At 68.3% G+C, this 26,187-nt stretch carries 26 protein-coding genes; 20 read left to right on the top strand and 6 right to left on the bottom strand.

Annotated elements, in window-relative coordinates:
- The 11 genes from nirD to AC1DJH_RS23065 all read left to right on the top strand — a co-directional run bounded on the left by nirD (window position 1) and on the right by AC1DJH_RS23065 (window position 13,691).
- A complete protein-coding gene (nirD, locus tag AC1DJH_RS23015) occupies window positions 1-414 on the top strand; it encodes a nitrite reductase small subunit NirD (protein WP_478187291.1) in 414 nt (137 codons plus the stop codon).
- A 33-nt stretch (window positions 415-447) separates the two neighbouring features.
- Complete coding sequence (locus tag AC1DJH_RS23020) at window positions 448-3,303, top strand: nitrate reductase (protein WP_478187292.1); 2,856 nt, start codon at window positions 448-450, stop codon at window positions 3,301-3,303.
- A 185-nt stretch (window positions 3,304-3,488) separates the two neighbouring features.
- Window positions 3,489-4,394: a DNA-binding protein YbiB gene (gene ybiB / locus AC1DJH_RS23025; protein ID WP_478187293.1), complete on the top strand. Its 906-nt coding sequence runs from the start codon at window positions 3,489-3,491 to the stop codon at window positions 4,392-4,394.
- Window positions 4,391-5,206, top strand: a complete 816-nt coding sequence (cobA, locus tag AC1DJH_RS23030; protein WP_478187294.1) for a uroporphyrinogen-III C-methyltransferase — start codon at window positions 4,391-4,393, stop codon at window positions 5,204-5,206. Before ybiB ends, cobA begins: the two co-directional genes overlap by 4 nt.
- Window positions 5,207-5,342: 136 nt before the next feature.
- Window positions 5,343-6,455: an ABC transporter ATP-binding protein gene (locus AC1DJH_RS23035; RefSeq protein ID WP_478187295.1), complete on the top strand. Its 1,113-nt coding sequence runs from the start codon at window positions 5,343-5,345 to the stop codon at window positions 6,453-6,455.
- Between the two features lie 72 nt (window positions 6,456-6,527).
- The gene (locus AC1DJH_RS23040; RefSeq protein WP_478187296.1) at window positions 6,528-7,796 is read left to right on the top strand and encodes an ABC transporter substrate-binding protein; all 1,269 of its coding nucleotides are present in this window, start codon (window positions 6,528-6,530) and stop codon (window positions 7,794-7,796) included.
- Between the two features lie 115 nt (window positions 7,797-7,911).
- Window positions 7,912-8,784 carry an ABC transporter permease gene (locus AC1DJH_RS23045; protein WP_472120818.1) on the top strand — a complete coding sequence of 291 codons (873 nt, stop codon included), beginning with the start codon at window positions 7,912-7,914 and terminating at the stop codon, window positions 8,782-8,784.
- Between the two features lies 1 nt (window position 8,785).
- Window positions 8,786-9,670, top strand: a complete 885-nt coding sequence (locus tag AC1DJH_RS23050; protein WP_478187297.1) for an ABC transporter permease — start codon at window positions 8,786-8,788, stop codon at window positions 9,668-9,670.
- 219 nt (window positions 9,671-9,889) lie between these two features.
- A complete protein-coding gene (locus AC1DJH_RS23055) occupies window positions 9,890-10,396 on the top strand; it encodes a 2Fe-2S iron-sulfur cluster-binding protein (RefSeq protein ID WP_478187298.1) in 507 nt (168 codons plus the stop codon).
- Entirely contained in the window at window positions 10,393-11,379 is a 987-nt protein-coding gene (locus AC1DJH_RS23060; RefSeq protein ID WP_478187299.1) for an FAD binding domain-containing protein, read from the top strand. The genes AC1DJH_RS23055 and AC1DJH_RS23060 overlap by 4 nt, the downstream gene beginning before the upstream one ends.
- Window positions 11,376-13,691: a xanthine dehydrogenase family protein molybdopterin-binding subunit gene (locus AC1DJH_RS23065; protein WP_478187300.1), complete on the top strand. Its 2,316-nt coding sequence runs from the start codon at window positions 11,376-11,378 to the stop codon at window positions 13,689-13,691. The genes AC1DJH_RS23060 and AC1DJH_RS23065 overlap by 4 nt, the downstream gene beginning before the upstream one ends.
- A gap of 41 nt (window positions 13,692-13,732) precedes the next feature.
- Here AC1DJH_RS23065 and AC1DJH_RS23070 read toward each other — a convergent pair whose 3' ends face one another.
- The 4 genes from AC1DJH_RS23070 to AC1DJH_RS23085 form a co-directional block, all read right to left on the bottom strand.
- On the bottom strand, window positions 13,733-14,308 hold the full coding sequence (locus AC1DJH_RS23070) for an aspartate/glutamate racemase family protein (protein ID WP_478187301.1): 576 nt from the start codon (window positions 14,306-14,308) through the stop codon (window positions 13,733-13,735).
- 112 nt (window positions 14,309-14,420) lie between these two features.
- On the bottom strand, window positions 14,421-15,191 hold the full coding sequence (locus AC1DJH_RS23075; protein ID WP_478187302.1) for an amino acid ABC transporter ATP-binding protein: 771 nt from the start codon (window positions 15,189-15,191) through the stop codon (window positions 14,421-14,423).
- Window position 15,192: 1 nt separating this feature from the next.
- Entirely contained in the window at window positions 15,193-15,990 is a 798-nt protein-coding gene (locus AC1DJH_RS23080; protein ID WP_472120836.1) for an amino acid ABC transporter permease, read from the bottom strand.
- 10 nt (window positions 15,991-16,000) lie between these two features.
- Complete coding sequence (locus AC1DJH_RS23085; RefSeq protein WP_472120839.1) at window positions 16,001-16,834, bottom strand: transporter substrate-binding domain-containing protein; 834 nt, start codon at window positions 16,832-16,834, stop codon at window positions 16,001-16,003.
- A 166-nt stretch (window positions 16,835-17,000) separates the two neighbouring features.
- Here AC1DJH_RS23085 and AC1DJH_RS23090 point away from each other — a divergent pair, with 166 nt between their 5' ends.
- The 6 genes from AC1DJH_RS23090 (at window position 17,001) to AC1DJH_RS23115 (ending at window position 21,521) form a co-directional block, all read left to right on the top strand.
- Entirely contained in the window at window positions 17,001-18,131 is a 1,131-nt protein-coding gene (locus AC1DJH_RS23090; RefSeq protein WP_472120842.1) for a sterol desaturase family protein, read from the top strand.
- Window positions 18,131-18,919 (top strand): YaeF family permuted papain-like enzyme, encoded by a 789-nt coding sequence (locus AC1DJH_RS23095; protein WP_478187303.1) that lies wholly within the window; start codon window positions 18,131-18,133, stop codon window positions 18,917-18,919. Before AC1DJH_RS23090 ends, AC1DJH_RS23095 begins: the two co-directional genes overlap by 1 nt.
- Complete coding sequence (locus AC1DJH_RS23100) at window positions 18,916-20,160, top strand: BaiN/RdsA family NAD(P)/FAD-dependent oxidoreductase (RefSeq protein WP_478187304.1); 1,245 nt, start codon at window positions 18,916-18,918, stop codon at window positions 20,158-20,160. Before AC1DJH_RS23095 ends, AC1DJH_RS23100 begins: the two co-directional genes overlap by 4 nt.
- 110 nt (window positions 20,161-20,270) lie before the next feature.
- The gene (gene rpsU / locus AC1DJH_RS23105) at window positions 20,271-20,483 is read left to right on the top strand and encodes a 30S ribosomal protein S21 (RefSeq protein WP_007833691.1); all 213 of its coding nucleotides are present in this window, start codon (window positions 20,271-20,273) and stop codon (window positions 20,481-20,483) included.
- Between the two features lie 109 nt (window positions 20,484-20,592).
- Window positions 20,593-21,042, top strand: a complete 450-nt coding sequence (locus tag AC1DJH_RS23110; protein ID WP_435436581.1) for a GatB/YqeY domain-containing protein — start codon at window positions 20,593-20,595, stop codon at window positions 21,040-21,042.
- A complete protein-coding gene (locus AC1DJH_RS23115; protein WP_478187305.1) occupies window positions 21,042-21,521 on the top strand; it encodes an NUDIX domain-containing protein in 480 nt (159 codons plus the stop codon). Before AC1DJH_RS23110 ends, AC1DJH_RS23115 begins: the two co-directional genes overlap by 1 nt.
- A gap of 13 nt (window positions 21,522-21,534) precedes the next feature.
- On the opposite strand, the gene AC1DJH_RS23120 is transcribed toward AC1DJH_RS23115, so the two are convergent.
- Window positions 21,535-22,290, bottom strand: coding sequence for a sulfite exporter TauE/SafE family protein (locus AC1DJH_RS23120; RefSeq protein ID WP_478187306.1), 756 nt, complete (start codon window positions 22,288-22,290; stop codon window positions 21,535-21,537).
- A gap of 101 nt (window positions 22,291-22,391) precedes the next feature.
- On the opposite strand from AC1DJH_RS23120, the gene AC1DJH_RS23125 reads away from it, so the two are divergent.
- Window positions 22,392-23,288 carry a LysR substrate-binding domain-containing protein gene (locus tag AC1DJH_RS23125; protein ID WP_478187307.1) on the top strand — a complete coding sequence of 299 codons (897 nt, stop codon included), beginning with the start codon at window positions 22,392-22,394 and terminating at the stop codon, window positions 23,286-23,288.
- Between the two features lie 33 nt (window positions 23,289-23,321).
- Here the strand turns inward: AC1DJH_RS23125 and pmbA are convergent, their stop codons facing one another.
- A complete protein-coding gene (gene pmbA, locus AC1DJH_RS23130; protein ID WP_435484285.1) occupies window positions 23,322-24,692 on the bottom strand; it encodes a metalloprotease PmbA in 1,371 nt (456 codons plus the stop codon).
- Between the two features lie 115 nt (window positions 24,693-24,807).
- Here pmbA and yjgA point away from each other — a divergent pair, with 115 nt between their 5' ends.
- Complete coding sequence (gene yjgA, locus AC1DJH_RS23135) at window positions 24,808-25,464, top strand: ribosome biogenesis factor YjgA (protein WP_472120863.1); 657 nt, start codon at window positions 24,808-24,810, stop codon at window positions 25,462-25,464.
- A 121-nt stretch (window positions 25,465-25,585) separates the two neighbouring features.
- Window positions 25,586-26,176, top strand: coding sequence for a molybdopterin adenylyltransferase (mog, locus tag AC1DJH_RS23140; protein ID WP_435484286.1), 591 nt, complete (start codon window positions 25,586-25,588; stop codon window positions 26,174-26,176).
- Window positions 26,177-26,187: the final 11 nt, after the last annotated feature.

Raw genomic sequence — 26,187 nt, forward strand, 5'->3', positions numbered from 1 at the left:
ATGAGCGATTGGAAAGTCATCTGCCGCATCGACGACATCCCCGTGCTCGGCGCGCGCCGCGTGACGCGGCCCGCGGGCGTGGACGTCGCGGTGTTCCGCAACGCGGACAACCAGGTGTTCGCGCTGCTCGACCGCTGCCCGCACAAGGGCGGCCCGCTGAGCCAGGGCATTGTGTTCGGCACCAGCGTGGCCTGCCCGCTGCACAACTGGGCCATCGGGCTGGAGGACGGCTGCGCCAAGTCGCCCGACGAAGGCTGCACGCCGAGGTTCGCGGTGAAGCTCGAAGACGGCGTGGTGCATCTGGATGCAAGCGAGCTGGCGACGCATGCCACCGACCTGCCGCGCCCGGTCGCCGGCCCGAAGCCTTCCGCGGTCCTATCCCCTCTCCTCCACGCCAGCGGTGGAGAGGGCTAGGGTGAGGGCCGCGGCGTGAACACGAACAACAGCATGTCCATGGAACAAGCCGCGAGCCCCGTCCCCAACCCTCCCCCGGAAGGCGAGGGAGCAAGAAAGAAGACCCGCTCCACCTGCCCCTACTGCGGCGTCGGCTGCGGCGTCATCATCGAATCGCACGGTGCCGAGATCACCGGCGTGCGCGGCGACCCCGACCACCCGGCCAACTTCGGCCGCCTGTGCACCAAAGGCTCGACGCTGCACCTCACGGCCAGCGCCACGGTCACGCGCCAGACGCGGCTGCTGCAGCCGCTGCAGCGCCTGGCGCGCGACGAAGCGCCCACGGCGGTGCCGTGGCAAACCGCGCTGGACAACGCCGCGGGCAAGTTCGCGCAGGTGATCCGCGACCATGGCCCCGACGCGGTCGGGTTCTACGTGTCGGGCCAACTGCTCACCGAGGACTACTACGTCTTCAACAAGCTCGCCAAGGGCCTGGTGGGCACCAACAACATCGACACCAACTCGCGCCTGTGCATGAGCAGCGCGGTGGCCGGCTACAAGCAGACGCTGGGCGCCGACGCGCCGCCGGCCTGCTACGACGACCTGAAGCACGCCGACTGCCTGTTCATCGTGGGCAGCAACACGGCGTGGGCGCATCCCATCCTGTTTCGCCGCATCGAGGACGCGAAGGCCGCGAACCCGGCGCTGAAGATCGTGGTGGCCGACCCGCGCCGCACCGACACGGTCGAGATTGCCGACCTGTTCCTTCCGATCCAGCCCGGCACCGACGTCATGCTGTTCAACGGCATGCTGCACCTGATGCTGTGGGAAGGCTGGACCGACGCGGCGTACATCGCGGCCCACACCGGCGGCTTCGACGCGCTGAAGGCCACGGTGCGCGAATGCACGCCGGACAAGGTGGCGCAGGTGTGCGGCATCCCGAAGGAAGACCTGTTCGAGGCCGCGCGCCTCTTCGCGACCTCGCCAGCCACGCTGAGCCTGTACTGCCAGGGCCTGAACCAATCTTCGAGCGGCACGGCGAAGAACGCGGCGCTCATCAACCTGCACCTGGCCACCGCGCAGATCGGCAAGCCCGGCGCCGGACCGTTCTCGCTGACCGGCCAGCCCAATGCGATGGGCGGTCGCGAAGTGGGCGGCCTCGCCAACCTGCTGAGCGCGCACCGCGACCTGGCAAACCCCGAACACCGTGCGGAAGTGGCCGCGCTGTGGGGCGTGCCTTCGGTGCCCGGGAAGCCGGGCAAGACCGCCATCGAGATGTTCCAGGCCGCGGCCGACGGCGAGATCCGCGCCCTGTGGATCGCCTGCACCAACCCCGCCCAGTCGATGCCCGACCAGGCCACGGTGCGCCGTGCGCTGGAGCGCGCCGAATTCGTCGTGGTGCAGGAGGCCTTCGCCACCACCGCCACCTGCGCCTTCGCCGACCTGCTGCTGCCCGCCACCACCTGGGGCGAAAAGGAAGGCACCGTGACCAACAGCGAGCGCCGCATCTCGCGCGTGCGGGCCGCGGTGCCGGCGCCGGGCGAGGCGCGCAACGACTGGTCGATCGCGGTGGCCTTCGCGCACCGGCTCGAACGGCAACTGGGCCGGAGCTTCACGCTGTTTCCCTACGACACGGCCGAATCGGTGTGGAACGAGCACCGCGAATCGACGCGTGGGCGCGACCTGGACATCACCGGCCTGAGCTACGCGATGCTGGAAACAGCCGGCCCGCAGCAATGGCCGCTGAAGGAAGGCGAAAGCACCGGCCGCGTGCGCCTGTACGAAGACGGCGTGTTCCCCACGCCCGACGGGCGCGCGCGCTTCGTCGACACCGTCTACAAGCCGGTGGCCGAGGCCCGCGAGGCGTGCTACCCCTTCTCGCTGAACACCGGCCGCCTGCGCGACCAGTGGCACGGCATGAGCCGCACCGGCACGGCCGGCCGGCTGTTCGGGCACGTGTCGGAACCGATGGTGCAGATGCATGCGCAGGACATGGCGCGCCGGCAGATCCAGGAAGGCGACCTGGTGCACCTCGCGTCGAAGCGCGGCGCGATCGTCCTGCCGGCGCGCGCCAGCGCCGAGGTCGGCATGAGCCAGGCCTTCGTCGCGATGCACTGGGGCGAGGAATACCTGAGCGGCTGCTCGTCGACCGGCGAGCGGCTCGCGGGGATCAATGCGCTGACCACGCCGGCCTTCTGCCCCACTTCGAAGCAGCCCGAGCTGAAGCACACGCCGGTGAAGATCCTGAAGGCCGAGCTGCCCTGGTCGCTGCTGGCCATGGCCTGGCTGCCCGCCGACGAAGCGCTGACCGCGCACCGCGCGCTGCAGCCCTTGATGGCGATGTTTCCGTTCGCGACCTGCGTGCCGTTCGCGGGGAGCACACAGGGCCAGGAACGCAGCGGCCTGCTGTTTCGCGCCGCAGCGCACGACGCGCCCGACGAGGCGCTGGTCGAGCAGATCGAAGCCCTGCTCGGCCTGCTGACCGCCGACACCCTGCGCTACGCCGACCGCCGCCGCGGCCAGCGCCGCTCGGCGCGGCTGGTGCGCCGCCCTGACGGCAGCGCGGGCCTCGACGCCTTCCTGCTGGGCGGCGACACCAGCGCCGAGGCCTGGATCGCCACGCTGCTGCGCGAGGAGCTGCCGGCGCAGACCTACGGCCGCCTGCTGCTGTCGCCGGGCGCACGCGCGCCGGTGGCGGTGCAGTCGCGCGGCAAGACGGTGTGCACCTGTTTCAACGTGGCGGACGTGGCGATCCAGACCGAACTGGGGCGTTGCAGCGGCACGGCGGACGAACGGCTGGCCAAGCTGCAGGGGGCGCTGAAGTGCGGCACGAACTGCGGGTCGTGCATTCCGGAGCTCAAGCGGATGGTGCGGGCGACGGCGGTCGAGGCGGTGGCGGTGGCGCCATGACTCCGCGCCTGGCTCCCTCCCCCTCTGGGGGCGGGCTGGGGTGGGGGCAAGCGGCATTCAACGCCGCGCAGCCTCGAAAGCCGCGAGCCCCCATCCCGGCCTTCCCCCAGCGGGGGAAGGAGAAAGACCGGTGCATAAGCCAACTCACATTCCGGCATAAGCCTTGCAGGACAATCGCCCCACCCATGGGAATCAGTCAATACATCAAGGAAATCGGCCGCGGCGCGCGAGGCGCCAGGCCGCTCACGCGCGAACAGGCCACCGACCTGTTCGGCCAGGTGCTGGACGGCAGCGTCACCGACCTCGAAATCGGCGGCTTCTGCCTGGCCATGCGCATCAAGGGCGAAACGCCCGAAGAAATGGCCGGCTTTCTGGACGCAACGCACGCCAGGCTCCACCGCATTCCGGCCGGCGACCGTCCGCTGGTCGTGCTGCCCAGCTACAACGGCGCGCGCAAGCTGCCCGTGCTCACGCCCCTGCTGGCGCTGCTGCTGGCCCGCGAAGGCCTGCCGGTGCTGGTGCACGGCAGCGCGAGCGAAACCTCGCGCGTGCTGGCGTCGAACGTGCTCGCGGCGATGGACATTGCACCGCTGACGGCCGTTCGCCCCATCGCCAACGGCGAGGCCGCCTTCGCCCCCACCGAACTGCTCAACCCCGCGCTCAAGCGCCTGCTCGACGTGCGCCGCGTGGTCGGCCTGCGCAACCCGGGCCACAGCGTGGTCAAGCTCATGCAGCCCGGCGCCGGCCCCTGCGTGGTGGTCGCCAGCTACACGCACCCCGAATACGCGCGCACCATGGGCGAGACCTTCGAGCTCACGGGCCAGACCGCCCTGCTCTCGCGCGGCCTCGAAGGCGAGGTGGTGTCCGACCCCCGCCGCACCGCGCAGATCGACGGCTTCGTGCGCGGCGTGCGCACCGAGCTGCAGGCCCAGCAGCCGGGCACCACCAGCGAAGTGCCGGGCCTGCCGACGGAAATCGACGTGTCCACCACGGCCGAATACACGCGACGCGTGCTGGCCGGCGAGCTTCCCGTGCCGGCGGCGATCGCGACGCAGGTCAGGCACATCACGCAACTGGCATCCCACGCATGAACAACAACGCCACCCCCACCCCTTCTTCCCTCATCGCCGGGCGCTGCACGCTGGTGGGCGCCGGCCCGGGCGACCCGGAGCTGCTGACGGTCAAGGCGGTGAAGGCGATCCAGGCCGCCACGGTGCTGCTGGTGGACGACCTCGTGAACGACGAGATCCTGGCCTGTGCCCGCCCCGGCGCGCGCATCGTGCACGTGGGCAAGCGCGGCGGCTGCAAGAGCACGCCGCAGGCCTTCATCGAGCGGCTGATGATCACCGCGGTGCACGAAGGCGAGACCGTGGTGCGGCTCAAGGGCGGTGACCCCTTCATCTTCGGGCGCGGCGGCGAAGAGGTGGCGCACCTGCGCGAAGCCGGGATCGAATGCGCCGTGGTCAACGGCATCACCGCGGGCCTGGCCGCCGTGACCTCGCTGGGGGTGCCGCTCACGCACCGCGACCATGCGCAGGGCGTGGTGTTCGTCACCGGCCACGCCAAGACCGGTGCGGGCGCGGCCGAAGACCCGACCGACTGGCGCGCACTGGCCGCCACGGCGTACAACGCGCGCCTGACGCTGGTGATCTACATGGGCGTGGCGGGTGCCGGGCACATCGAGCGCGAACTGCTGCAAGGCCTGCCGGGCGACACGCCGGTGGCCGTCATCCAGCACGCGAGCCTGCCGCACCAGCGGCACATCGCGACCACGCTGGACAAGCTGCAGAGCGGCATCGCCGAAGCCGGCCTCGCGAGCCCCGCCGTGATCGTGGTGGGCGACGTGCTGCGCGGCCTGGCCGCGGCGCAGTTGCCGGTGGACGCGGACAAGTTCGGCACCTGATCCCGCGGCGGCAGCCCGCCGGGCCGGACTAGCGCAGCCTGCACGCGCCGGTCTGTACGCCGTTCGGCCCCCTGGCGGCCCCGGCCTGCACCCCGGTTTGGTGCGGCGTGGCATGGATCCTGCTCGGTCCTCGGCAATGAATGCCGTCGCCACGCCAGTCCCCGCCGCCGTCGAAATCGTCGCGCTCACCAAGCGCTATGCCGCCGGCACGCCGGCCGCCGTCGACCAGATCGACCTGCGCATCGCCAGCGGCAGCTACTGCTGCCTGCTGGGCCCCTCGGGCTGCGGCAAGAGCACCACGCTTCGCATGATCGCGGGGCACGAGTCGGTCACCAGCGGCGACATCCTTCTGGACAACCGGAACATCACCAACCTGCCCGCCGCCGCGCGCGGCACGGCCATGATGTTCCAGAGCTTCGCCCTGTTTCCCCACCTGTCGGCCACCGACAACGTGGCCTTCAGCCTCAAGATGAAAGGCGTCGGCAAGGCCGAGCGCCAGAAGCGTGCGCACGACCTGCTCGAACGCGTGGCCATGGGCCACCTGGCCGAGCGCAAGCCCGGCGAGCTCTCGGGCGGCCAGCAACAGCGCGTGGCGCTGGCGCGGGCGCTCATCACCGAGCCGCGCGTGCTGCTGCTGGACGAACCGCTGTCCGCGCTCGACCCCTTCCTGCGCATCCAGATGCGCGCCGAACTGCGGCGCTGGCAGAAGGAACTGGGCCTGACCTTCGTGCACGTCACGCACTCGCAGGAAGAAGCGATGGCGCTGGCCGACACCATGGTGGTCATGAACCACGGGGTGATCGAGCAGGTCGGCGCGCCGCACGCCATCTACAACCACCCGGCCAGCGAGTTCGTGGCGCGCTTCATGGGCGGGCACAACGTGTTCGACACGCCCGCCGGCCCCATCGCCGTGCGCAACGACCACATGCGGATTGCCGCGTCGGACAGCGGCGCCACCGGCGGCCTGGCCGCCACGGTGACCGACGTCGAGTACCAGGGCACCTATGTGCTGCTCGGCCTGGCGCTGCAGGCGGCCGCGCCGGGACGCCAGAACGTGTCGGTCCTGCTGGGCGAAGCCGCCTTCCTGGCGAGCCCGATCGCACAGGGCGAGACGGTGCGCCTGTCATGGGCCGACGTCGATGCCCGCACGCTCGGCCCCGGCGTCAAGCCGCCGGGCGAGCGTGCGCCGGCGCCAACCCCCACCGGCGCCCTGCGCGACGACAACGCCGCGATCGCCATGACCCTGTAGGCAGGCCGCTGCCCCACCCAGCCCCCCTTTTTTCCGCGTCCCTTTCCACTTGTCATTCACGGAGACTCAGCCATGACCGAACCCATCGACTCGTCCACCGGCGTCAAGCGCCGCACGCTGCTGCAAGGCACCGCCGGCATCCTGGCCACGGGCATCGCGCCCTTCGTGCACGCGCAGGAAAAAGTCGTGCTGCGCTACCTGGGCACCGCGGTGAACCAGGACAAGGCCATTGCCGAAAAATTCAAGGCCGACACCGGCATCGAGATCCAGTACGTGGCCGTGACCACCGACGACGTGACCAAGCGCGCCGTGACCGCGCCCAACAGCTTCGACCTGATCGACACCGAGTTCTTCTCGCTCAAGAAGATCGTGCCCACCGGCAACCTGAAGGGCATCGACACCAAGCGCGTGAAGAACGCCGACAAGATCACCTCGCTGTTCACCAAGGGCGAAGTCGCCGGCAAGAAGGTCGGCAGCCAGGGCACGGCGCCGGTCAAGGTGATTTATCTGGAGGGCGAGAAGAGCAAGGTCTTCGCCAAGTCGGCCACGCAGTTCATGTCGCTGATTCCGACCACCTACAACGCCGACACGCTGGGCATTCGCCCCGACCTGATCAAGCGCCCGATCTCCTCGTGGGCCGAGCTGCTGAACCCCGAGTTCAAGGGCAAGACGGCGATCCTGAACATTCCGTCCATCGGCATCATGGACGCCGCGATGGTGGTGGAGGCCAAGGGCATCCACAAGTACGCCGACAAGGGCAACATGACCAAGGCCGAGATCGACCTGACGATCAAGACCCTGATCGAAGCCAAGAAGGCCGGCCAGTTCCGCGCGCTGTGGAAGGACTTCAACGAGTCGGTGAACCTGATGGCCTCGGGCGAGGTCGTGATCCAGTCGATGTGGTCGCCCGCCGTCACGGCCGTGCGCAGCAAGGGCATCGACTGCACGTTCCAGCCGCTCAAGGAAGGCTATCGCGCCTGGGCCTCGGGCTTCGGCCTGCCGGCCACGCTCTCGGGCAAGAAGCTGGACGGCGCCTACGAGTTCATCAACTGGTTCCTCGACGGCTGGGCCGGCGCGTACCTCAACCGCCAGGGCTACTACAGCGCCGTGCTCGACACCGCCAAGACCAAGATGGAAGCCTACGAGTGGGCCTACTGGATGGAAGGCAAGGCCGCCGCGCAGGACATCAAGAGCCCGCAGGGCGACGTGATCGCCAAGGCCGGTTCGGTGCGCGACGGCGGCAGCTACGAGCAGCGCATGGGCGGCATCGCCTGCTGGAACGCGGTCATGGACGAGAACGAGTACATGGTGCGCAAGTGGAACGAGTTCGTCGCCGCGTGAGGAGGCTGGGCCTGTTAGCGAAACACCACGGATGCGGCTTTGCCGGGCCGCAGGTGTCGGCCCCGGCAGGGCGTTGGCGTAGCGACACGAAGTGCGCGAAGACTGGGGGCGAGCTTTGACTGTCAAGGCGTGGTGGCAGGCGGCGCCGTTCGCGCTGGTCTTCCTGCTGTTCTTCCTGATTCCGCTGGCGCTGGTCGCGATGGTCAGCCTGTGGAATTTCAACGAATACGAGTTGATTCCCGCGGTCACGCTGCGCAACTACCTGAGCCTGTTCGAAGGCTGCTCGCACCTCACCGACAACGGCGACCTGTGCGTCACGCTCAACACCTACCTGAGCACGTTCAAGTTCTGCGTGCTCGTGTGGGGCATCACGCTGCTGATCGGGTTTTCGGTCGCCTACTTCCTGGCGTTCCATGTGCGCTCGTCGACCATGCAGACGGTGCTGTTCGTGCTGTGCACGGTGCCGTTCTGGACGTCGAACGTGATCCGCATGATCTCGTGGGTGCCGCTGCTGGGCCGCAACGGGCTTGTCAACCAGGCGCTGATGGGCGTGGGCCTCGTCGACCAGCCGGTGGAGTGGCTGCTGTTCTCCGATTTTTCGGTGGTGCTGGCTTTCGTGCACCTGTACACGATGTTCATGATCGTGCCGATCTTCAACAGCATGATGCGCATCGACCGTTCGCTGCTCGAGGCGGCCAGCGACGCGGGTGCGTCGGGCTGGCAGACGCTGTGGAACGTGGTGGTGCCGCTGTCGCGCACCGGCATCCTGATCGGCTCCATCTTCGTCATCACCATCGTCATGGGCGACTTCGTCACCATCGGCGTGATGGGGGGGCAGCAGATCGCCTCGATCGGCAAGATCATCCAGGTGCAGACCTCCTACCTGCAGTTTCCGCTGGCAGCGGCCAACGCGATGATCCTGCTGGCAGTGGTGCTGATGATCATCTGGGGGCTGACCCGGCTGGTCGACATTCGCAAGGAGCTCTAGGGTGAAAATCGGCGAACAACGCAGCCCCGGCTTCTGGCCCCTCGCGACGGTCTTCGCACTCTTCGTGCTGTTTCTCTACGGCCCGATGATCACCATCTTCGTGCTCAGCTTCCAGGGCCCCGAGGGCGGCCTGACGTTCCCGCTGCGGGGCGTGTCGTTGCACTGGTTCTACAAGCTGGCCGAAGGCCTGGGCACCGTCGACATCGGCGCGGCCTTCCGGCGCTCGCTGGCGCTGGGCGCGGTGGTGATGGCCTTCACCGTGGTACTGTCGGTGCTTGCAGGGCTGGCGTTCCGCAAGAAGATGGCGGGCAGCAACGCCCTCTTCTTCGTGACGGTGGCGAGCCTGATCATGCCGTCGATCATCATTTCGCTGGGCATCGGCCTGCAGTTCCGGCTGCTCGACACCGGCGTGAAGGCCCTGCTGAGCGCCATGGACGCCACCACGCTGCTCGAAGGCTACGGCACCGCGCTCGGCCTGTTCAGCTCCGCGCTGGGGGCCCACCTCACGTGGACGCTGCCCTTCGGGCTGCTCATCATGTTCGCGGTGTTCAACCGCTTCAACCCGGCCTACGAAGAAGCCGCGCGCGACCTGGGTGCCACGCCGTGGCAAACCTTCCGCTTCGTGGTGCTGCCGCTGATCGGCCCCTCGATCGTGGGCATCGGCATGTTCGGCTTCACCCTGTCGTGGGACGAGATTGCCCGCACCTCGCAGGCCATCGGCGACGTCAACACGCTCCCGCTGGAGCTGCAGGGCCTGACCTCGACCGTGACCACGCCTTCGATCTATGCGCTGGGCACGGTGACCACCGTGGTGTCGCTGCTCGTGATGGCCGTGGCATTGGGCGCCGCCGCGCTGCTCGGCCGGCGCTCCACCCCCAAGCGCTGAGCCACCGAGGGCCTGAGGCCGCGGGTTGCGGGTTGCGGGCGGTGCCCCTGGAGCGCGCCAGCACGGCCCGGCCCTGCCAGCGCCGAGCCGGACGCGTTGAAGAAAAAAGCTGACGCCGCGGGGCACTTCACCGTGCTAAGAAAAGGGTTCGGGAAAGTCGTAGCGCCGCCATGCAGCGCAGTGACACCTGATTACACAACCCACCCCACGAGAGCGCTCATGACAATCACCATCAACGGGTCGCCGGCCGAGTTGCCCGACGACCCCAGGGTTTCGTTGCTCGATTTCCTGCGCGAGCATCGCCAGCTGTTCGGTGCCAAGAAAGGCTGCAACCAGGGCGCATGCGGCGCGTGCACCGTGCTCGTCGACGGCGAACGCGTGCTCTCGTGCCTGGCGCTGGCTGTGCAATACCAGGGCCGTTCGGTCACCACCATCGAAGGTCTTGCCCCGCAAGGCGACCTGCACCCGTTGCAAAAGGCCTTCATCGCGCACGACGGCTTCCAGTGCGGCTACTGCACGCCTGGCCAGGTCTGTTCCGCCGTGGGAATGGCGCAGGAACTCAGGCAGGGCGTTCCCAGCCACGTCACCGCCGACCTCTGTACGCAGACGATCGCACTCAGCCACGACGAGCTGCGTGAACGCATGAGCGGCAATGTGTGCCGCTGCGGCGCCTACAACGGCATCGTCGCGGCCATCGCCGAGACATTCGAGGGGGTGCCCTCATGAACCCCTTCACCTACGCCCGCGCGCAAGACGCAGGCGACGCACTCCGGCTCGGCAGCCAACCCGGCGCCAAGTACCTCGGCGGCGGCACGAACCTGGTCGACCTGATGCGCGAAACCATCGAGCGTCCGATCGCCCTGGTGGATGTGACGGACCTGTCCTGCGACATCGAAGAACGGCCCGACGGAAGCCTGCTGATCGGCGCCGCGACCCGCAACACGGCACTCGCCTCGCACCGCGCCGTGCGAGCGCGTTACCCGGTGCTCGCACGGGCCGTCACCGCCGGCGCGTCAGCGCAGATCCGCAACATGGCGACCGTCGGCGGCAACATGCTGCAGCGCACCCGCTGCGCGTATTTCTACGACGACGACGGGTCGCGCTGCAACAAACGCAACCCCGGCCAGGGGTGCGACGCAGCCGAAGGCATCAACCGCTTCCACGCCATCCTGGGTGCTTCGCCCAGCTGTGTCGCCACGCATCCGTCCGACATGTGCGTGGCGCTCGCCTCGCTGGGCGCGGTGGTGCATCTGCGGAACTCGCGTGGCGAGCGCACGCTGCCGTTCACGGACCTCCACCGCCTGCCCGAAGACCGCCCCGACATCGAGACGCTGCTCGAGCCGGGCGAACTCATCACTGCTGTCGAGTTGCCTGCGCTGCCTTTCGGGGCGCGATCGACCTACCGGAAGGTGCGCGACCGCTCGAGCTATGCCTTCGCGCTGATTTCCGTGGCGGCAGCGCTGGAGCTCGACGGCGACACCGTCAAGGACGTGCGCATAGCACTCGGTGGCGTCGCGCACAAGCCTTGGCGCGCCTGGAAGGCGGAAGACGCGCTGCGGGGGAAACCAGCCACCGCGCAAGCCTTCCGTGCCGCCGCAGAGGCGGAACTGGCGGCTGCGCAGCCGCTGCGCGACAACGGATTCAAGATCGAGCTGGCAAGGCGGACAATCGCCGCGGTGCTCGGCGAACTGAAGGAGATGCAAGCATGAGCGTCATTCAAGAGGCCGCTCAGGCGGTCATGAAAAAGGCCATCGCCCTCGCGCCCGACGCATGGGTGCCCGGGGGCAAGCCCGATCCGCTGATCGCGCGCAAGGAGGGCCTGATCGGCGCGCCGGTCTCACGCCTCGACGGGCCGCTCAAGGTGCAGGGGCAGGCCAGGTTCGCGGCCGAGTTTCCGATGGAGGGAATGGTCTACGCCGCGCTCGTCTACAGCACGGTGCCACGGGGCCGGATCGCGACGCTGGACACGGGGGCAGCGCAAGCAGCGCCCGGCGTGGTGCTGGTGATGAGCCACGAGAATGCACCGCGCATGAAACCCATGCCGCTCTTCATGTCCAAGGACAAGGCGGCCGGGGGCGACGACCTGCCCGTCCTGCAGGACGACCAGATTCACTGGAACGGCCAGCCGATCGCCGTGGTGCTGGCGCAGACGCAGGAGCAGGCCGACCACGCGAAGTCGCTGATTCGCGTCGTCTACGAAACCGCGCCGGCCACGACCTCGCTCGCGGCTGCCAAGGCCAAGGGAACGAAGCCCGGCACGTTCCAGGGCGAGCCGCTCAAGCTGGAGATCGGCGACGCCGAAGCAGCGCTGGCAGCCGCCCCGCACCGTGTCGACGTCAGGTACGCCACGCCGCGCCACAACCACAACGCGATCGAGCTGCATGCGGCGACCGTGGCCTGGAAGGGAGATGAACTCATCATCCACGACGCCTCGCAAGCGGTCACGCACATGGCCTGGTCCATGGCGGAAATCTTCGGGATCGACGCGAAACAGGTGCACGTGACTTCGCCCTTTGTGGGCGGCGGCTTCGGCGGCAAGACACTGTGGCGCCACCAGGTTCTTGCAGCGGCGGCGTCGAAGCTCGCCGGGCGTCCGGTGCGCATCATGCTCACGCGTGAAGGCGTCTACCGCGTGGTCGGCGGGCGAACGAACACCGAACAGCGTGTCGCGATCGGTGCGCAGGCGGACGGGCGCTTCGACGCGCTGATCCACACCGGCGTGGTGACCATGACCGAGCACAACAACATGCCCGAGCCGTTCATCCTGCCGGCGCGCTCCGCCTACGCGGCCGGCAGCTTCAAGCTCGACGTCGAGGTGGCGACCCTCGACATGCTGGCCAACACGTTCATGCGCGCGCCCGGAGAAGCGGTCGGCACCTTCGCGCTGGAGAGTGCCATCGACGAACTGGCCGATGCCATGCAGATGGACCCGATCGAGCTTCGCATCCGCAACGAGCCGCAGAAGGACCCGACCACGGGCGCCCCCTTCTCGTCGCGCCACATCGTCGAGGCCTACCGCTCCGGCGCCGAGCGCTTCGGCTGGACCCGTCGAAACGCGACGCCGGGCACACGCCGCGAAGGGGAATGGCTGATCGGCATGGGTTGCGCCACCGCCACCTACCCTTACTACCGCATGCCGGGCGGCGCGGCGCGCATCACGCTTGCGAAAGACGGCCGGGTGTCGGTCGAGGTTGCGGCGCATGAAATGGGCATGGGCACCGCCACCGCGCAAACGCAGGTCACCGCCGAGCGGCTCGGCCTGACGATGGACCAGGTGAAGTTCTGCCACGGCGATTCGCGCTTTCCCGGGGTCGTGCTTGCAGGGGGTTCGCAGCAGACTGCCTCGATCGGCAGCGCGGTCATGGCGGCGCAGCATGAACTCTTCGCAGCGCTGTTGAAGCTTTGTGACAAGGACTCGCCCTTGCACGGCCTGAAGCCCGACGACGTGGTCGGCCGCGACGGCGGCATCTGCAACGTCGACGATCCCGCTCGTTTCGAAAGCTATGCGGCCATCCTGGCGCGCGCCGGGCGCGACGAGCTGGTCGTGGAGGCCACCGCCCCGCCGCCGCTCGAGACCATGCATTGGTCGATGCACTCGCACGGCGCCATGTTCTGCGAGGTGCGGGTGAACGAGGTGACCGGCGAGACGCGGGTCAGCCGCTTTCTAGGGTCGTTCGACTGCGGACGCATCCTCAACGCCAAGACGGCCGCCAGCCAGTTCCGTGGCGGCATCGTCATGGGACTGGGCCTGGCGTTGATGGAGGAAACGCAATTCGACGAGCGCAACGGCCGCATCATGAATGCCAGCCTTTCCGATTACCACGTGCCAGTGCATATGGACGTGCCCGAGATCGACGTGATGTGGACCGACATACCCGACCCGCACTCGCCCATGGGCGCCCACGGCGTAGGCGAGATCGGCATCACCGGCGTGGGGGCGGCGGTCGCCAATGCTGTTTTCAACGCGTGCGGAAAGCGGGTTCGAACGCTGCCCATCACGTTGGACAAGCTGATGAACTGACGCAGCGGCACATCCGTCCCAGGGGGCCAAGGGGCCCGGGGTCAAGGGCGGGCGACGCTGCCAGCCCACCGGGCCACCAGCAGCGTCTCGATGTCGTGCACACAGCGGCCCGTGGCGCGCACGATGGCGTCGCGGTAAGGCGGCATGTTGGTGCACTCCAGCACGATGTCTTCGACCGTCGGATGAAGCGCCACCAGACGGCGCGCGGCATCGACCACGTCGCGTTCGGCTTGCGCGAGGTCGAGCCGCGTCTCGTTGTTCAGGATGCGCCGATGGAACTCGCAGCCCGGCTGCACGCCTTGCACCGGCGTGTGCCGCGGCACGTCGGCCGCATCGAGGATGGCCCGGCTCATCGACGCCGCGTCGAAGGTCAGGATGCCCGGCCGCGCGAACTCCCGGCATTGCAGCAGGCTCGACGTGACCACAGGCACGTGCACCGCACGGGCCAGCGCCTGCTGGTACGCCGCGAGAAAACCGCAGCTGGTCGTGAGCATCGCCGCGCCCTCCCCGGCCAGCCGCAGCGCGCCGTCGATGAAGGGTTGCAGCAGTGAAGGGTCTGCCTCTTTCACGATGCGCTCGGGCGACGCGCCCTCGATCGTGAGCAAGCGCACGGCCATGCCGTGCCGCTCGAAAGTCGCCGGGTTGCCCACGTCGCCGGCGGCCGCGGGAACCGCGTGTCGAGCATCAGCACGCCGAGGAAGGGCGCTGCGTCGCGCACAACACGCGCCACTATGCCGCCGCGCCCTTGAAGCGGCCCAGGAAAGCCTGCGTGGCCGCTTGCCGCGGGTTGTCGATCACCACATCCGGAGGCCCGCTTTCCGCGACCACACCGTCGCGCATGAAGACGACCTGGTCGGCCACCTCGCGCGCGAAGCCGATCTCGTGCGTCACCAGGATCATGGTCATGCCGTCCTTCGCCAGGCCCTTGATGACGCCGAGCACCTCGCCGACCAGCTCCGGGTCGAGGGCGGACGTCGCCTCGTCGAACAACATCACGGCGGGCTTCATGGCCAGCGCGCGCGCAATGGCCACGCGCTGCTTCTGGCCGCCCGAGAGCTTGTCGGGAAAGTAGTCCGCGCGATCGAGCAGGCCCACCTTGGCGAGCAGCGCGCGCGCCTCGGCCTCGGCCTGCGCCTTGGGCGTCTTCAGCACGGTGACGGGACCTTCCATCACGTTGCGCAGCACCGTCATGTGCGGGAAGAGATTGAAATGCTGGAACACCATGCCCGTCGACGCCCGGAAGCGTGCGAGCGCGCGCTCGTTGGGCAGCGTGGTGTGCACGCCGTTGAACTCGATGGTCTGCTCGCCCACGGTGATGCGCCCGCCCTGGGGCACCGACAGCAGGTTGATGCAGCGCAGCAGCGTCGACTTGCCCGAGCCCGAGGGCCCGATGATCGCGACCACCTGGCCGCGCTCGACCTGCAGCGAAATGTCCTTCAGGACGACGTTCTGCCCGAACGCCTTCCTGAGCTTGCTGATCTCGATCAGGGGCTGGGGCATCTCAGACTTCTTCCTTCGGCCCGGCGCCGAATTCCATGCGCTTGGCCCAGATGGTGACGGGCAGCAGCACCGCAAAGTAGGCGACCGCGATGAAGGTGTAGAGCTCCAGCGGGCGGTAGGTTTCGTGCGCGATCACCTGGCCCTGATAGAGCAGGTCGGGCACGGCCAGCACCGACAGCAGCGAGGTGTTCTTCAGCTGCATGATCGACTGGCTCATGAGCGGCGGCACCATGCGCTTGAACGCCTGCGGCAGCACCACGCGGCGCATGAGCTGCATGCGCGTCATGCCGAGCGCGCGGGCCGCCTCGACCTGGCCGCTGTCGATGGAAATGATGCCGCCGCGCACGATCTCGGAGTAGAAGGCGCCGCCGTACAGCGACAGGCACAGCGTGGCGGCGACCACCGCAGATATCTCCAGCCCGGTGAGCACCGGCAGCGCGTAGTAGAACCACACGAGCTGCACCAGCACCGGCGTGCAGCGGAACACCTCGATGTAGGCGCGGATCGGCGCCGACACCCAGGGGTTGCGCGACAGGCGCCCGAGCCCCGTCGCCAGGCCGACGATGAGCCCCAGCACGATGCACACGACGGTGAAGACCAGCGTGTAGGCCAGGCCGATGAGCAACAGCCTGCGGTAGGTCCAGAGCACGCCGAAATCCCAGTCGTAGGCCGTGCCCGACGCGCCGCCGGAAAAATGGCGCACCGCGGCCCAGATGCCGGCCAGCACGCACGCCAGCAGCACGGCCGTGCCGAGCCGGGAGCGGCCCCTGGGCTCGCTCGCGGGATCCTGGAGGTCCATGACGCCCCCTTCAGAACTTGATTTCGGGCGGGAAGGCGCTGGCCGGCACGCCCGCGAGCTTTTCCATGTTCTTCAGGATGACGCTGCGGACTTCGCCCTTGGTGCGCTCTTCGGCCAGCCAGGCGTTCACTGCCTTCTGCAGGCCGGGGTCGGTGTCCTTGCGCAGGCCGATGCTCACGGGCGCGGTGTAGACCGGCTGCGGGACGTACATCGTGCCCAGGCCCGGACGCTTGGCCAGCAGCGGCTCGGCCAGCAGGATCACGAGCACCTGGCAGTCGGCGCGGCCGGCCTGCAGGGACATGGTGGCGGCGCCGGAGTTCTCCAGGCGGGTGACCTCGGCCTTCGGCAGCACGCGCTGGGCCAGCTGGTCGTGGCTGGAGCCGATGTCCACCACGATCTTGGTGTCGGGCGTGTTCAGCTGCTCCCAGCTCTTTTGCGGCACGCCCTTCTTGCAGACCACCGTGTAGGTATTCTCGAACAGCGTGTCGGCAAAGTTGACCATGGCGGCGCGCTGCGGCGACGGGGCCAGGCCGAACATGGCGTCGATCTTGTTGGACTGGAGGTCGAGCACCGCATTGCCCCAGGTGGTCTCGACGTATTCGACCTTGGCGCCCAGGTTCTTGGCCAGGCTCTCGCTGAAGTCGGGGCCGAAGCCTTCCCACTTGCCGGTGCCGGGGTCCTTGGCGAAATACGGAATGGCGCCGGCAATGGCGCCAACGCGCAGCACATGCGTGCGCTGAACCCGCGCGAGCGAGCTTTCCTGGGTTTGGGCAAAGGCCGACCCGAGGGTGCAGGCGGCAACGGCAGCCACGAGGGCGCGAATGAAATTTCGTTTGATGGTCACGACCACTCCAAGCAATTAGTTTGCCAATATACAAAGCTCGACGATTGTGTCCCAAGGTGCGCACGGCGTCCGTTGCGCCGGGGAAGCGTCCGGGAGCACCCGGGAAGGACCTGCGCGACCTAAAATCCGCCGCACAACAAACACAACGCAACCCCGAGGGGGCTCCATGCTCGACATCGACAAACTCAACGATTTCACCCAGAACCACGGCGAACTGCGCCGCGGCCAGGGCCTGGTCACCGGCACCATTGCGCTGAGCCTGGCCATCCTGTGCTTCCTCGGCGTGCTGGCCTTCCACTTTCCTCAGTACCTCACCACGCCCGAGCTGCGCAAGAGCTACAACGTCGACCTGATGCGCTACATCCTGCTGGCGGCGCTGGTCATCTCCGGCGGACTGTCGCTGGTGAACATCATCTTCAACCGCTCGCGCTGGCTGTCTTCGGCCGCGTTCCTGCTGGTGGCGGCCTCGGCGCTGCTGGGCGGCCACAAGGTGCCGGTGCACGACTTCGCGGACAACACGCCGTACATCGGGCTGGACTGGTTCATCCTCGACCTGCTGGGCTCGTCGCTGATCTTCATCTTCATCGAGAAGCTCTTTGCCCTGCGCAAGGACCAGCCGGTGTTCCGCGAGGAGTGGCAAACCGACTTCCACCACTTCGTGGTGAACCACATGATCGTGGGCTTCGTGCTGCTGGCCACCAACCTGATGGTGCACAAGCTCTTCGGCTGGGCCGCCAACGACGGCATCCGCGGCTGGGTGGGCAACCTGCCTTTCTGGGCCGGCATTCTGCTGATCATCCTGGTGGCCGACCTGGTGCAGTACTGGACCCACCGCGCGTACCACGAGGTGCCCGTGCTGTGGCGCCTGCACGCGGTGCACCACAGCGTGAAGAGCATGGACTGGATGGCCGGCTCGCGCCAGCACATCCTGGAGCTACTGATCACGCGCACGCTGGTGCTGGCACCCATCTACGTGCTGGGCTTCAGCAAGGAAGTGATCGACGCGTACATCGTGGTGGTCGGCTTCCAGGCGGTGTTCAACCACTGCAACGTGAGCGTGCGGCTGGGCCCGCTGCGCTACCTGATCGTGACGCCCAACTTCCACCACTGGCACCACAGCCAGGACATCGAGGCGCTCGACAAGAACTATGCGGCGCACTACGCCTTCCTCGACTACCTCTTCGGCACGGCCGTGAAGACCACCAAGCTCTGGCCCGAGAAGTACGGCGTGCTGGGCGACTACGTGCCCAACGGCTTCTTCAAGCAGCTGAAGTTTCCGTTCGTCTGGAAGGGCTGATGCGCGCCGTTCTCAAGACCGCCGCGGTCATCGCCGCGGCGGGCGCCGCCCTGCTGCTCTCGGCCTGCGCCACCCGGCTCGACCTGCCGGGCAAGGACAACGGCCTGCGCCTGCGGGTGCAGAGCTCGGTCATCGCGCCGGGCAACGGCGGCGAACTCATTGCCGCCGACGTGCTGGAGCCCGGCGACATCCTGCTGACCTCGATCGCCACGGTGAACTCCTTCGGCATCCGCCTGGGCACCTTCTCGCCGGTGAGCCACGCCGTGCTGTACCTCGGCGACGGCCAGATCGTCGAAGCCGTGGGCACGGGCGTGCGTTCGCGGTCGCTGGCCGAGGTGGTCGATGAAGAACAGATGGTGGTGGCGTTTCGCGTACCCGGCGTCGACGAAGCCGGTGCCGCGCGCATGCGTGCCTGGGCGATGTCGAAGGTGGGCGTGCGCTACAACACCGTGGGCGTGCTGCTGAACGCCCCCTTCGTGCTGAACCGCCGCCTGTGCGAGCTGCCGCTGGTGCCGAGCGCAATCAGCAACTACTGCATGAGCGGCATGGCCATGGTGCAACTGGGCGCGAGCCGCAACGACCAGTTCTTCTGCTCGCAGTTCGTGCTCGAAGCCTACAAGCAGGCCGGCCTGCCGATCACCAGCGCCGACCCGCGCTGGGTGAGCCCGGCCGACCTGCTGCACATGCGCGAGGGCGACGTGCCCTCGATTGCCGCCACGCAGCCGCTGCGCTACGTGGGCCACCTGAAATACAACCCGCCGCCGCTGCTGGCGGCCGACGGGCCTTGAGCGCCGCGCCTTCTCCAGCCGCGCGCTTCGACGTCGTCGTGATCGGCGCCGGCGCCGCCGGGCTGTTCTGCGCCGGCGTGGCGGGCCAGCGCGGGCTGAAGGTGCTGGTGGTGGACCACAGCGAGAAGGTGGGCGAGAAGATCCGCATCTCCGGCGGCGGACGGGCCAACTTCACCAACCGCGACCTCGACGTGCGCGCGCCGCAGCGCCACTTCATCGGCGACAACCCGAATTTCTGCCGCTCGGCGCTGTCGCGCTATGCGCCGGCGCAGTTCATCGAACTGGTGCAAAAGCACGGCATCGCCTTCCACGAGAAGCACAAGGGGCAGCTGTTCTGCGACGGCTCCTCGCAGCAGATCGTCGACATGCTGCTGGCCGAATGCGCGGCGGGCGGGGTCGAGCGCTGGCAGCCGTGCAAGGTCGGGAAGATCACGTTTTCTGCCGCTCACGCTGATTCAGCGGGCGCAGGGCGCTATCAGATCGAGAGCGATCGCGGGGTCATCGAGGCATCGAAGATCGTGGTCGCCACCGGCGGGCTGTCGATCCCGCAGATCGGCGCGAGCGACTTCGGCTACCGCATCGCCGAGCAGTTCGGCCTGCGGCTGGTCACGCCGCGGCCGGCGCTGGTGCCGCTGACCTTCGGCGGCGACGCCTGGGCGCCGTATGCAGAGCTGGCCGGACTGGCGCTGCCGGTGCGCATCGAGACGGGCGCCAAGAAAGAGAAGATGGGTTTCCTCGAAGACCTGCTGTTCACCCACCGCGGCCTGTCGGGTCCGGCGGTGCTGCAGATTTCAAGCTACTGGAAGCCCGGCACGCCGCTGACGCTGGACTTTGCGCCGGGCGTGGACGTGGCCGCTTCGCTGGGCGAGGCCAAGCTCCGCTCGAAGAAACGCATTGCCAATGAACTGGCAGCGCTGGTGCCCTCCCGGCTGGCGGACGCCTGGGTCGGGCAGGACCCGGCCCTGCAGCGTCCCGTCAACGAAGCGGCCGACAAGGCGCTGGCGGCGCTGTCGGAGCGCATCGCCCGCTGGCAGATCACGCCCAGCGGCACCGAGGGCTACAAAAAGGCCGAAGTCACGGCCGGCGGCGTTGATACCCGCGATTTGTCGTCCCAGACGATGGAATCGAAGCAGCCGGGCCTGTATTTCATCGGCGAAGTAGTGGATGTCACGGGTTGGTTGGGCGGATACAACTTTCAATGGGCCTGGGCGAGCGCCCATGCGTGCGCAACCGCGCTATAATCGCGGGCTAACTTTTGGCCTTCCCTCAACGGCCACAAAATTTTTCAGTTGAGGAACCCCGGCTTTGGGCCTCGATCTCCCCGAGCCAACTTCAGTTCAACGATTCATCAATGACCACCATCCGCGTTAAAGAAAACGAGCCCTTCGACGTCGCACTTCGCCGTTTCAAGCGCACCATCGAAAAGCTCGGCCTGCTGACCGACCTGCGCGCCCGCGAGTTCTACGAAAAGCCGACCGCCGAGCGCAAGCGCAAGAAGGCCGCTGCAGTCAAGCGCCACTACAAGCGCGTGCGCAGCATGCAGCTCCCCAAGAAGCTGTACTAAGCAACGCCCAGGGCAGCTGGCCGCCGACGAAAGTCACCGCCAGCGCCCCGTTGCCCAAGCCGCGCCAGGGAAACCTGCCGCGGCTTTTGTTTTTTCCGAAAGGTTGCGAATGACACTCAAAGAACAGATCACCGAAGACATGAAGACGGCCATGCGCGCCAAGGACGCCGAGCGCCTGGGCACCATCCGCCTGCTGCTGGCCGCCCTGAAGCAGAAGGAAGTCGACGAGCGCGTGGAGCTCGACGACGCCATGGTCGTGGCCATCGTCGACAAGATGGTCAAGCAGCGCAAGGACTCGATCGCCGCCTTCACCACCGGCGGCCGCGCCGACCTGGCAGACAAGGAAGCCTCCGAGATCAAGGTGCTCGAGGTCTACCTGCCCCAGCGCATGAGCGCCGATGAGACGGTGGCCGCGGTGAAGGCCATCGTGGCCGAGCTGGGCGCCAGCGGCCCCGGCGACATGGGCAAGGTGATGGGCGTCGTCAAGACCCGCCTGGCCGGCAAGGCCGACATGGGCCAGGTCAGCGCAGCGGTCAAGGCCGCCTTGTCGGGCGCCTGATGACTGCCGCCAGCCCCACCGCCCCGATCCTCAAGGCCTGCGCCTGCCTGGTCGACGCGCGGGGCCGGCTGCTGGTGTTCCGCCATCCGGAGGACGGCAACATGCAGCTCCCCAAGGGCACCATCGAGCCCGGCGAATCGCCCGAGGTGGCCGTGCGGCGCGAGCTGCTCGAGGAGTCGGGCCTCGACTACGCCGGCCCGCTGCAAGCGCTGGGCACGCTCGAGCGCGAATGCGAGGCCGGCGTCGAGGGCAACACCCACCGCCACCCCCAGCTGTGGCACCTGTTCCTGATGCGCACCGAGGGCCATCTTGCCGACGTGCCCGAAACCTTCGTGCACACGGCCACGGGCAGCCCCGAAGAAGAAGGCCTGGTGTTCACGTTCAGCTGGCTCGAAGCCGGCGACGCCATCGGCGACTTCGCCCTGCCCTACCGCCAGACCATCGAGCGCGTGCGCGCCGCCCTGCTGCTCGGCGCCTGAGCAGGCTTCGCCCTCACGCCAGGGCGCGCGCGGCCATGTACAGCCCCAGCAGCGCCAGCCCGATCAAGAAGCAGCGCCGGAACACGGCCACCGGCAGCCGTTTGCGCAGCCACGTTCCGAGCACCATGCCGCCGACGGCCGGCACCAGCATCGCGAACGACGCACCCAGCGCCGACATCGGATAACCGCCGTTCCCCGCCAGCCCGATGGCCAGCACCACCGTCGAGGTGGTGAACGAGATGCCCATCGCCTGGATCAGCGCATCGCGCTGGAACCCCAGCGCCTGCAGGTACGGCACCGCCGGCACCGCGAACACCCCGGTCACTGCCGTCACCAAACCCGTGGCCATGCCCACCAGCGGCCCGAGCCAGCGCGCCTGTGCGTCGCTCACGTGGAGCTGGCGCCCGGTCAGGCTCCACCCCGCATAGACGACCAGCGCCACGCCGAGCGCCACCGAAGCCCACGCGCCCGCCGGCGCCCCCAGCCACAGCGCCCCGCCCAGCGTGCCGATGACGACGCCCACCTGCATGCCACCGATGCGCCGCAGCACCGGCATGAAGGTGGCGCGCGGCCCGGTCTGCCAGATGTTGGTGACCAGCGAAGGCACGATCAGCAGCGCCGCGGCCTGCACCGGCGGCATCCACAGCGCCAGTACCGCCATCGACACCGTGGGCAGACCCAGTCCGATCACGCCCTTGATCACCCCCGCCAGCAGGAACACCGCCGTGGCGGCGGCCCAGAAACTCGTCAGGTCGTTCGAATGCGTCATCGCGGTGGAGTCTGCCGGGCAATGGCGTGCCTGGAAATGCGGGGTTCGCAGAGCCGGCCTCAGGCTGCGGCTGAGGCTGCTGGTGCACACTGCGGCGAACCATGCGATTCGACCTCACCGACCTGCGGCTCTTCCTGAACGTCGCCGACGCCGGCAGCCTCACCGGCGGCGCCGGGCGTTCGCACATGACGCTGGCCTCCGCCAGCCAGCGCGTGCGCGGCATGGAAGACGCGCTGGGCACCCCGCTGCTCACCCGCCACGCACAAGGCGTGCGCCCCACCGAGGCCGGCCGCACGCTGCTGCACCACGCGCGCGTCGTGCTGCAGCAGATGGAGCGCCTGCGCGGCGAGCTCGGCGAGTACGGCCAGGGCCTCAAGGGCCATGTGCGCTTCATGTGCGGCACCTCGGCGCTGACCGAGCACCTGCCCGAGGTGCTCGCGCGCTTCCTGGCGCAGCATCCGCGCGTGTCGATCGACCTCGAGGAACGCCCCAGCCCCGACACCGTCGAGGCCCTGCGCGCGGGGCTGTGCGACATCGGCATCGTCTCGGACGCCATCGACACGCAGGGCCTCGAATGCCATGCGTTCCGGCGCGACGACCTCGTGCTCGTGATGCCGCGCGGCCATGCGCTGGCCGGGCGACGGCGCGTGAAGCTGGCCGACGTGGTCGACAGCGAATTCATCGGTCTGCCCGCCGACAGCGCGCTGCAGCAGCTGGTCACCACGCATGCGCGCTCGCTGGGGCGGCACCTGTCCTACCGCGTGCGCGTGCGCAACTTCGAAGCGGTGTGCCGCATGGTCGAGCAAGGCATCGGCGTGGGCATCGTGCCGCAAACCGCGGCCGCGCGTTGCGCCCGCACGATGAAGATCGCACGCGCCTCGCTGGCCGACGCCTGGGCAGAGCGCACCTTGCTGGCGTGCGTGCGCACGTCGCAAGAGCTGCCGCTCAATGCGCAGCGCATGCTGCAGCACTTGCTGGGCGCGCCGGAAGCCCCTTAGCGCGAGCCCGGCAACCTTGTCAGATCGGCCGGCTCAGCTGCCGGCGATCTTCATCCGGTTGACCAGGATCGAGCCCGTGGTCTTGGCGCCGAAGGTGTAGGCGTCCGCCCCGATGGCTTCGATGCCCATGAGCATGTCCTTCAGGTTGCCGGCGATGGTGATTTCTTCCACCGGGAAGGCGATGCGGCCCTTCTCGACCCAGAAACCGCTCGCGCCGCGCGAGTAGTCGCCGGTCACGTAGTTCACGCCCTGGCCCATCAGCTCGATCACGAACAGGCCGGTGCCCAGCTTGGCAAGCATGGCGTCGAGGTCGTCGCCGTGCTTCGTCAGGCGCGAGCTCAGCGTCAGGTTGTGCGAGCCGCCGGCGTTGCCGGTGGTCTTCATGCCCAGCTTGCGGGCCGAATAGGTCGAGAGAAAGTAGCCTTCGAGGCGGCCTGCATCGACCACCTTGCGCGCCCGGGTGATCACGCCTTCGTCGTCGAAGGGCGAGCTGCCCTTGCCGCGCATCACATGCGGGTCTTCTGCGATGTCGATGTGCTTGGGCAGCACCGGCTTGCCCAGCGAGTCGAGCAGGAAGGTGCTCTTGCGGTACAGCGCCCCGCCGCTCACGGCCTGCACCAGCCCGCCCAAAAGGCCCACAGCCAGCGGCGACTCGAACAGCACCGGGCATTCGGTGGTCTTGATCTTGCGCGACTTCAGGCGGCTGAGCGCCCGCTCGGCGGCGTAGCGGCCCACCGCCTGCGGGCTGGCAAGCTCGTCGGCCGCGCGCATGGAGCTGTACCAGGCGTCGCGCTGCATGCCGTCGCCCTTGCCGGCGATGGGCGCCACCGAGATGGAGTGCCGCGAGCTGGCATAGCCGCCACGAAAGCCGTGCGTGTGGGCGCTGAAGAAATGGCTCTGCTGGGCCGACACACCCGCGCCTTCGCTGTTGGTGATGCGCTTGTCGGTCGACAGCGCCGCTTCTTCGCACTCCAGCGCCAGCTTGGCGGCCTGCTCGCTGGTCACGTCCCAGGGGTGGAACAGGTCGAGCTCGGGGTGTTCCTTGGCGATGTCGGCCTCGTCGGGCAGGCCGCTCACCGGGTCTTCGGCGGTGAACCGGGCAATGTCGTAGGCCGCCTGCACGGTCTGCTGGATGGCGGCTTCGGAGAAGTCGGAGGTGCTGGCGTTGCCGCGTCGGTGACCCACATAGACCGTGACGCCCAGCGACTTGTCGCGGTTGCGCTCGACGTTTTCCAGCTCGCCCTTGCGAACCGACACGCTCAGGCCGCAGCCCTCGGAGGCCTCGGCCCCGGCGTCGGTGGCACCGAGCTTCTTGGCATGCGCCAAGGCTGTGTCGACCAGGTTTTCGAAGAAGGAGCGGCTGTAGGCGAAGCCGGAATCGGCGCGCGAAGATGGTGTCGTCATGTGGTGGCTATGATACTTGCGCCCCCTGTTTCACGTTTACCCCCCAGCTTCCCACTGCCCATTGCACGCATTGCATGCGTTGCAACGCCGCACGGTGCGGCCCAGAATCCATCCCATGTCCCGCAAACCCAAAAAAGGCTATTTCGTCCGTGGCCAGTTCGTCGCCGAAGGCAGCGAACTCGACCTGGAGCTCAAGCGCGAGCTCAAGGGCACCGACGAATCCAGCCGCACCGATCTCAAGCGCGAAAGCGACGAACTGCAAAAGCTCGGCGAGGAACTGCTCGGCCTGCGCGCGGCCCTGTTCGATGCGCTGCCGCTCGGCGAGAAGCTCGTCGATGCCGTCATCGAAGCCAAGCGCATCACCAATTTCGAGGGCAAGCGCCGGCAGATGCAGTTCATCGGCAAGCTCATGCGCAAGCTCGACGAGCCCACGCTGGAGGCCGTCAAGCTCGCCCTGACCGAGCAGAACACCGTGCCGGCCGCCGAGGCCGCCGCGCTGCACGAGGCCGAACGCTGGCGCGACCGCCTGATCGGCGACGACGACGCCCTCGGCGGCTGGATCGAAACCCATCCCGCCACTGACTCCCAGCAACTGCGCGCCCTGGTGCGCCAGGCCCGCAAGGACATGAAGACCGGCCCGGCCGGAGAAGCGCCCCGGCAGGGCAAGGCCTACCGCGAGATCTTCCAGCTGGTCCGCCAGCAACTGGCCGTGCACGGCGGCGACGATCACGCCGCCGCGGCGGCCGCGCAGGACCGGGAAGAGGACGCATGAATTCGCTGTCTTTCTCCCTCCCCTCCCGCGGGAGGGTTGGAGTGGGGGCACGCGGCGCCACCATCGGGCGCTCTGCCCGCCCCCATCCCCACCTTCCCCCAGAGGCGGAAGGAGCAACACCATGAGCGCACCCGACGCCGTCCGCATCGGCATCGTCTCGGTCAGCGACCGCGCATCGAGCGGCACCTACGAGGACAAGGGCCTGCCTGCGCTGAAGGAATGGCTAGGCCGCGCACTGAAGAACCCGATCGAATTCGAGCCCCGGCTGATTCCCGACGAGGCCGCGCGCATCAGCGCCACGCTGGTCGAGCTGGTCGACGCCGGCTGCTCGCTGGTGCTCACCACCGGCGGCACCGGCCCGGCCCTGCGCGACGTGACGCCCGAGGCCACGCTGGCCGTGGGCGACAAGGAAATGCCCGGCTTCGGCGAGCAGATGCGCCAGATCAGCCTGCGCTTCGTGCCGACCGCGATCCTCTCGCGCCAGGTGGCGGTGATCCGCGGCCAGAGCCTGATCCTCAACCTCCCCGGCCAGCCCAAGGCGATCGCGGAAACGCTCGAGGGGCTGAAGGATGCCGACGGCACCCAGCTCGTGCCCGGCATCTTCGCGGCGGTGCCCTACTGCATCGACCTGATCGGCGGGCCATACCTCGAGACGGACGACACGGTCTGCAAGGCCTTCCGGCCCAAATCGGCCATCCGCCAAAACCGCTGAAAGCGCATCGA

Source organism: Variovorax sp. 10N412 (assembly GCF_056394985.1).

What these genes read in the sequence shown, in the direction of transcription:
- AC1DJH_RS23095 (WP_478187303.1), top strand. Translation starts at nt 18,131, where the DNA reads ATGCGCGCCGTTCTCAAGACCGCCGCGGTCATCGCCGCGGCGGGCGCC.
- AC1DJH_RS23075 (WP_478187302.1), bottom strand. Translation starts at nt 15,191, where the DNA reads ATGCCCCAGCCCCTGATCGAGATCAGCAAGCTCAGGAAGGCGTTCGGG.
- mog (WP_435484286.1), top strand. Translation starts at nt 25,586, where the DNA reads ATGAGCGCACCCGACGCCGTCCGCATCGGCATCGTCTCGGTCAGCGAC.
- AC1DJH_RS23020 (WP_478187292.1), top strand. Translation starts at nt 448, where the DNA reads ATGTCCATGGAACAAGCCGCGAGCCCCGTCCCCAACCCTCCCCCGGAA.
- AC1DJH_RS23040 (WP_478187296.1), top strand. Translation starts at nt 6,528, where the DNA reads ATGACCGAACCCATCGACTCGTCCACCGGCGTCAAGCGCCGCACGCTG.
- AC1DJH_RS23120 (WP_478187306.1), bottom strand. Translation starts at nt 22,290, where the DNA reads ATGACGCATTCGAACGACCTGACGAGTTTCTGGGCCGCCGCCACGGCG.
- rpsU (WP_007833691.1), top strand. Translation starts at nt 20,271, where the DNA reads ATGACCACCATCCGCGTTAAAGAAAACGAGCCCTTCGACGTCGCACTT.
- cobA (WP_478187294.1), top strand. Translation starts at nt 4,391, where the DNA reads ATGAACAACAACGCCACCCCCACCCCTTCTTCCCTCATCGCCGGGCGC.
- yjgA (WP_472120863.1), top strand. Translation starts at nt 24,808, where the DNA reads ATGTCCCGCAAACCCAAAAAAGGCTATTTCGTCCGTGGCCAGTTCGTC.
- AC1DJH_RS23090 (WP_472120842.1), top strand. Translation starts at nt 17,001, where the DNA reads ATGCTCGACATCGACAAACTCAACGATTTCACCCAGAACCACGGCGAA.
- AC1DJH_RS23115 (WP_478187305.1), top strand. Translation starts at nt 21,042, where the DNA reads ATGACTGCCGCCAGCCCCACCGCCCCGATCCTCAAGGCCTGCGCCTGC.
- AC1DJH_RS23055 (WP_478187298.1), top strand. Translation starts at nt 9,890, where the DNA reads ATGACAATCACCATCAACGGGTCGCCGGCCGAGTTGCCCGACGACCCC.
- pmbA (WP_435484285.1), bottom strand. Translation starts at nt 24,692, where the DNA reads ATGACGACACCATCTTCGCGCGCCGATTCCGGCTTCGCCTACAGCCGC.
- AC1DJH_RS23065 (WP_478187300.1), top strand. Translation starts at nt 11,376, where the DNA reads ATGAGCGTCATTCAAGAGGCCGCTCAGGCGGTCATGAAAAAGGCCATC.
- AC1DJH_RS23110 (WP_435436581.1), top strand. Translation starts at nt 20,593, where the DNA reads ATGACACTCAAAGAACAGATCACCGAAGACATGAAGACGGCCATGCGC.
- nirD (WP_478187291.1), top strand. Translation starts at nt 1, where the DNA reads ATGAGCGATTGGAAAGTCATCTGCCGCATCGACGACATCCCCGTGCTC.
- ybiB (WP_478187293.1), top strand. Translation starts at nt 3,489, where the DNA reads ATGGGAATCAGTCAATACATCAAGGAAATCGGCCGCGGCGCGCGAGGC.
- AC1DJH_RS23060 (WP_478187299.1), top strand. Translation starts at nt 10,393, where the DNA reads ATGAACCCCTTCACCTACGCCCGCGCGCAAGACGCAGGCGACGCACTC.
- AC1DJH_RS23125 (WP_478187307.1), top strand. Translation starts at nt 22,392, where the DNA reads ATGCGATTCGACCTCACCGACCTGCGGCTCTTCCTGAACGTCGCCGAC.
- AC1DJH_RS23070 (WP_478187301.1), bottom strand. Translation starts at nt 14,308, where the DNA reads ATGGCCGTGCGCTTGCTCACGATCGAGGGCGCGTCGCCCGAGCGCATC.
- AC1DJH_RS23080 (WP_472120836.1), bottom strand. Translation starts at nt 15,990, where the DNA reads ATGGACCTCCAGGATCCCGCGAGCGAGCCCAGGGGCCGCTCCCGGCTC.
- AC1DJH_RS23035 (WP_478187295.1), top strand. Translation starts at nt 5,343, where the DNA reads ATGAATGCCGTCGCCACGCCAGTCCCCGCCGCCGTCGAAATCGTCGCG.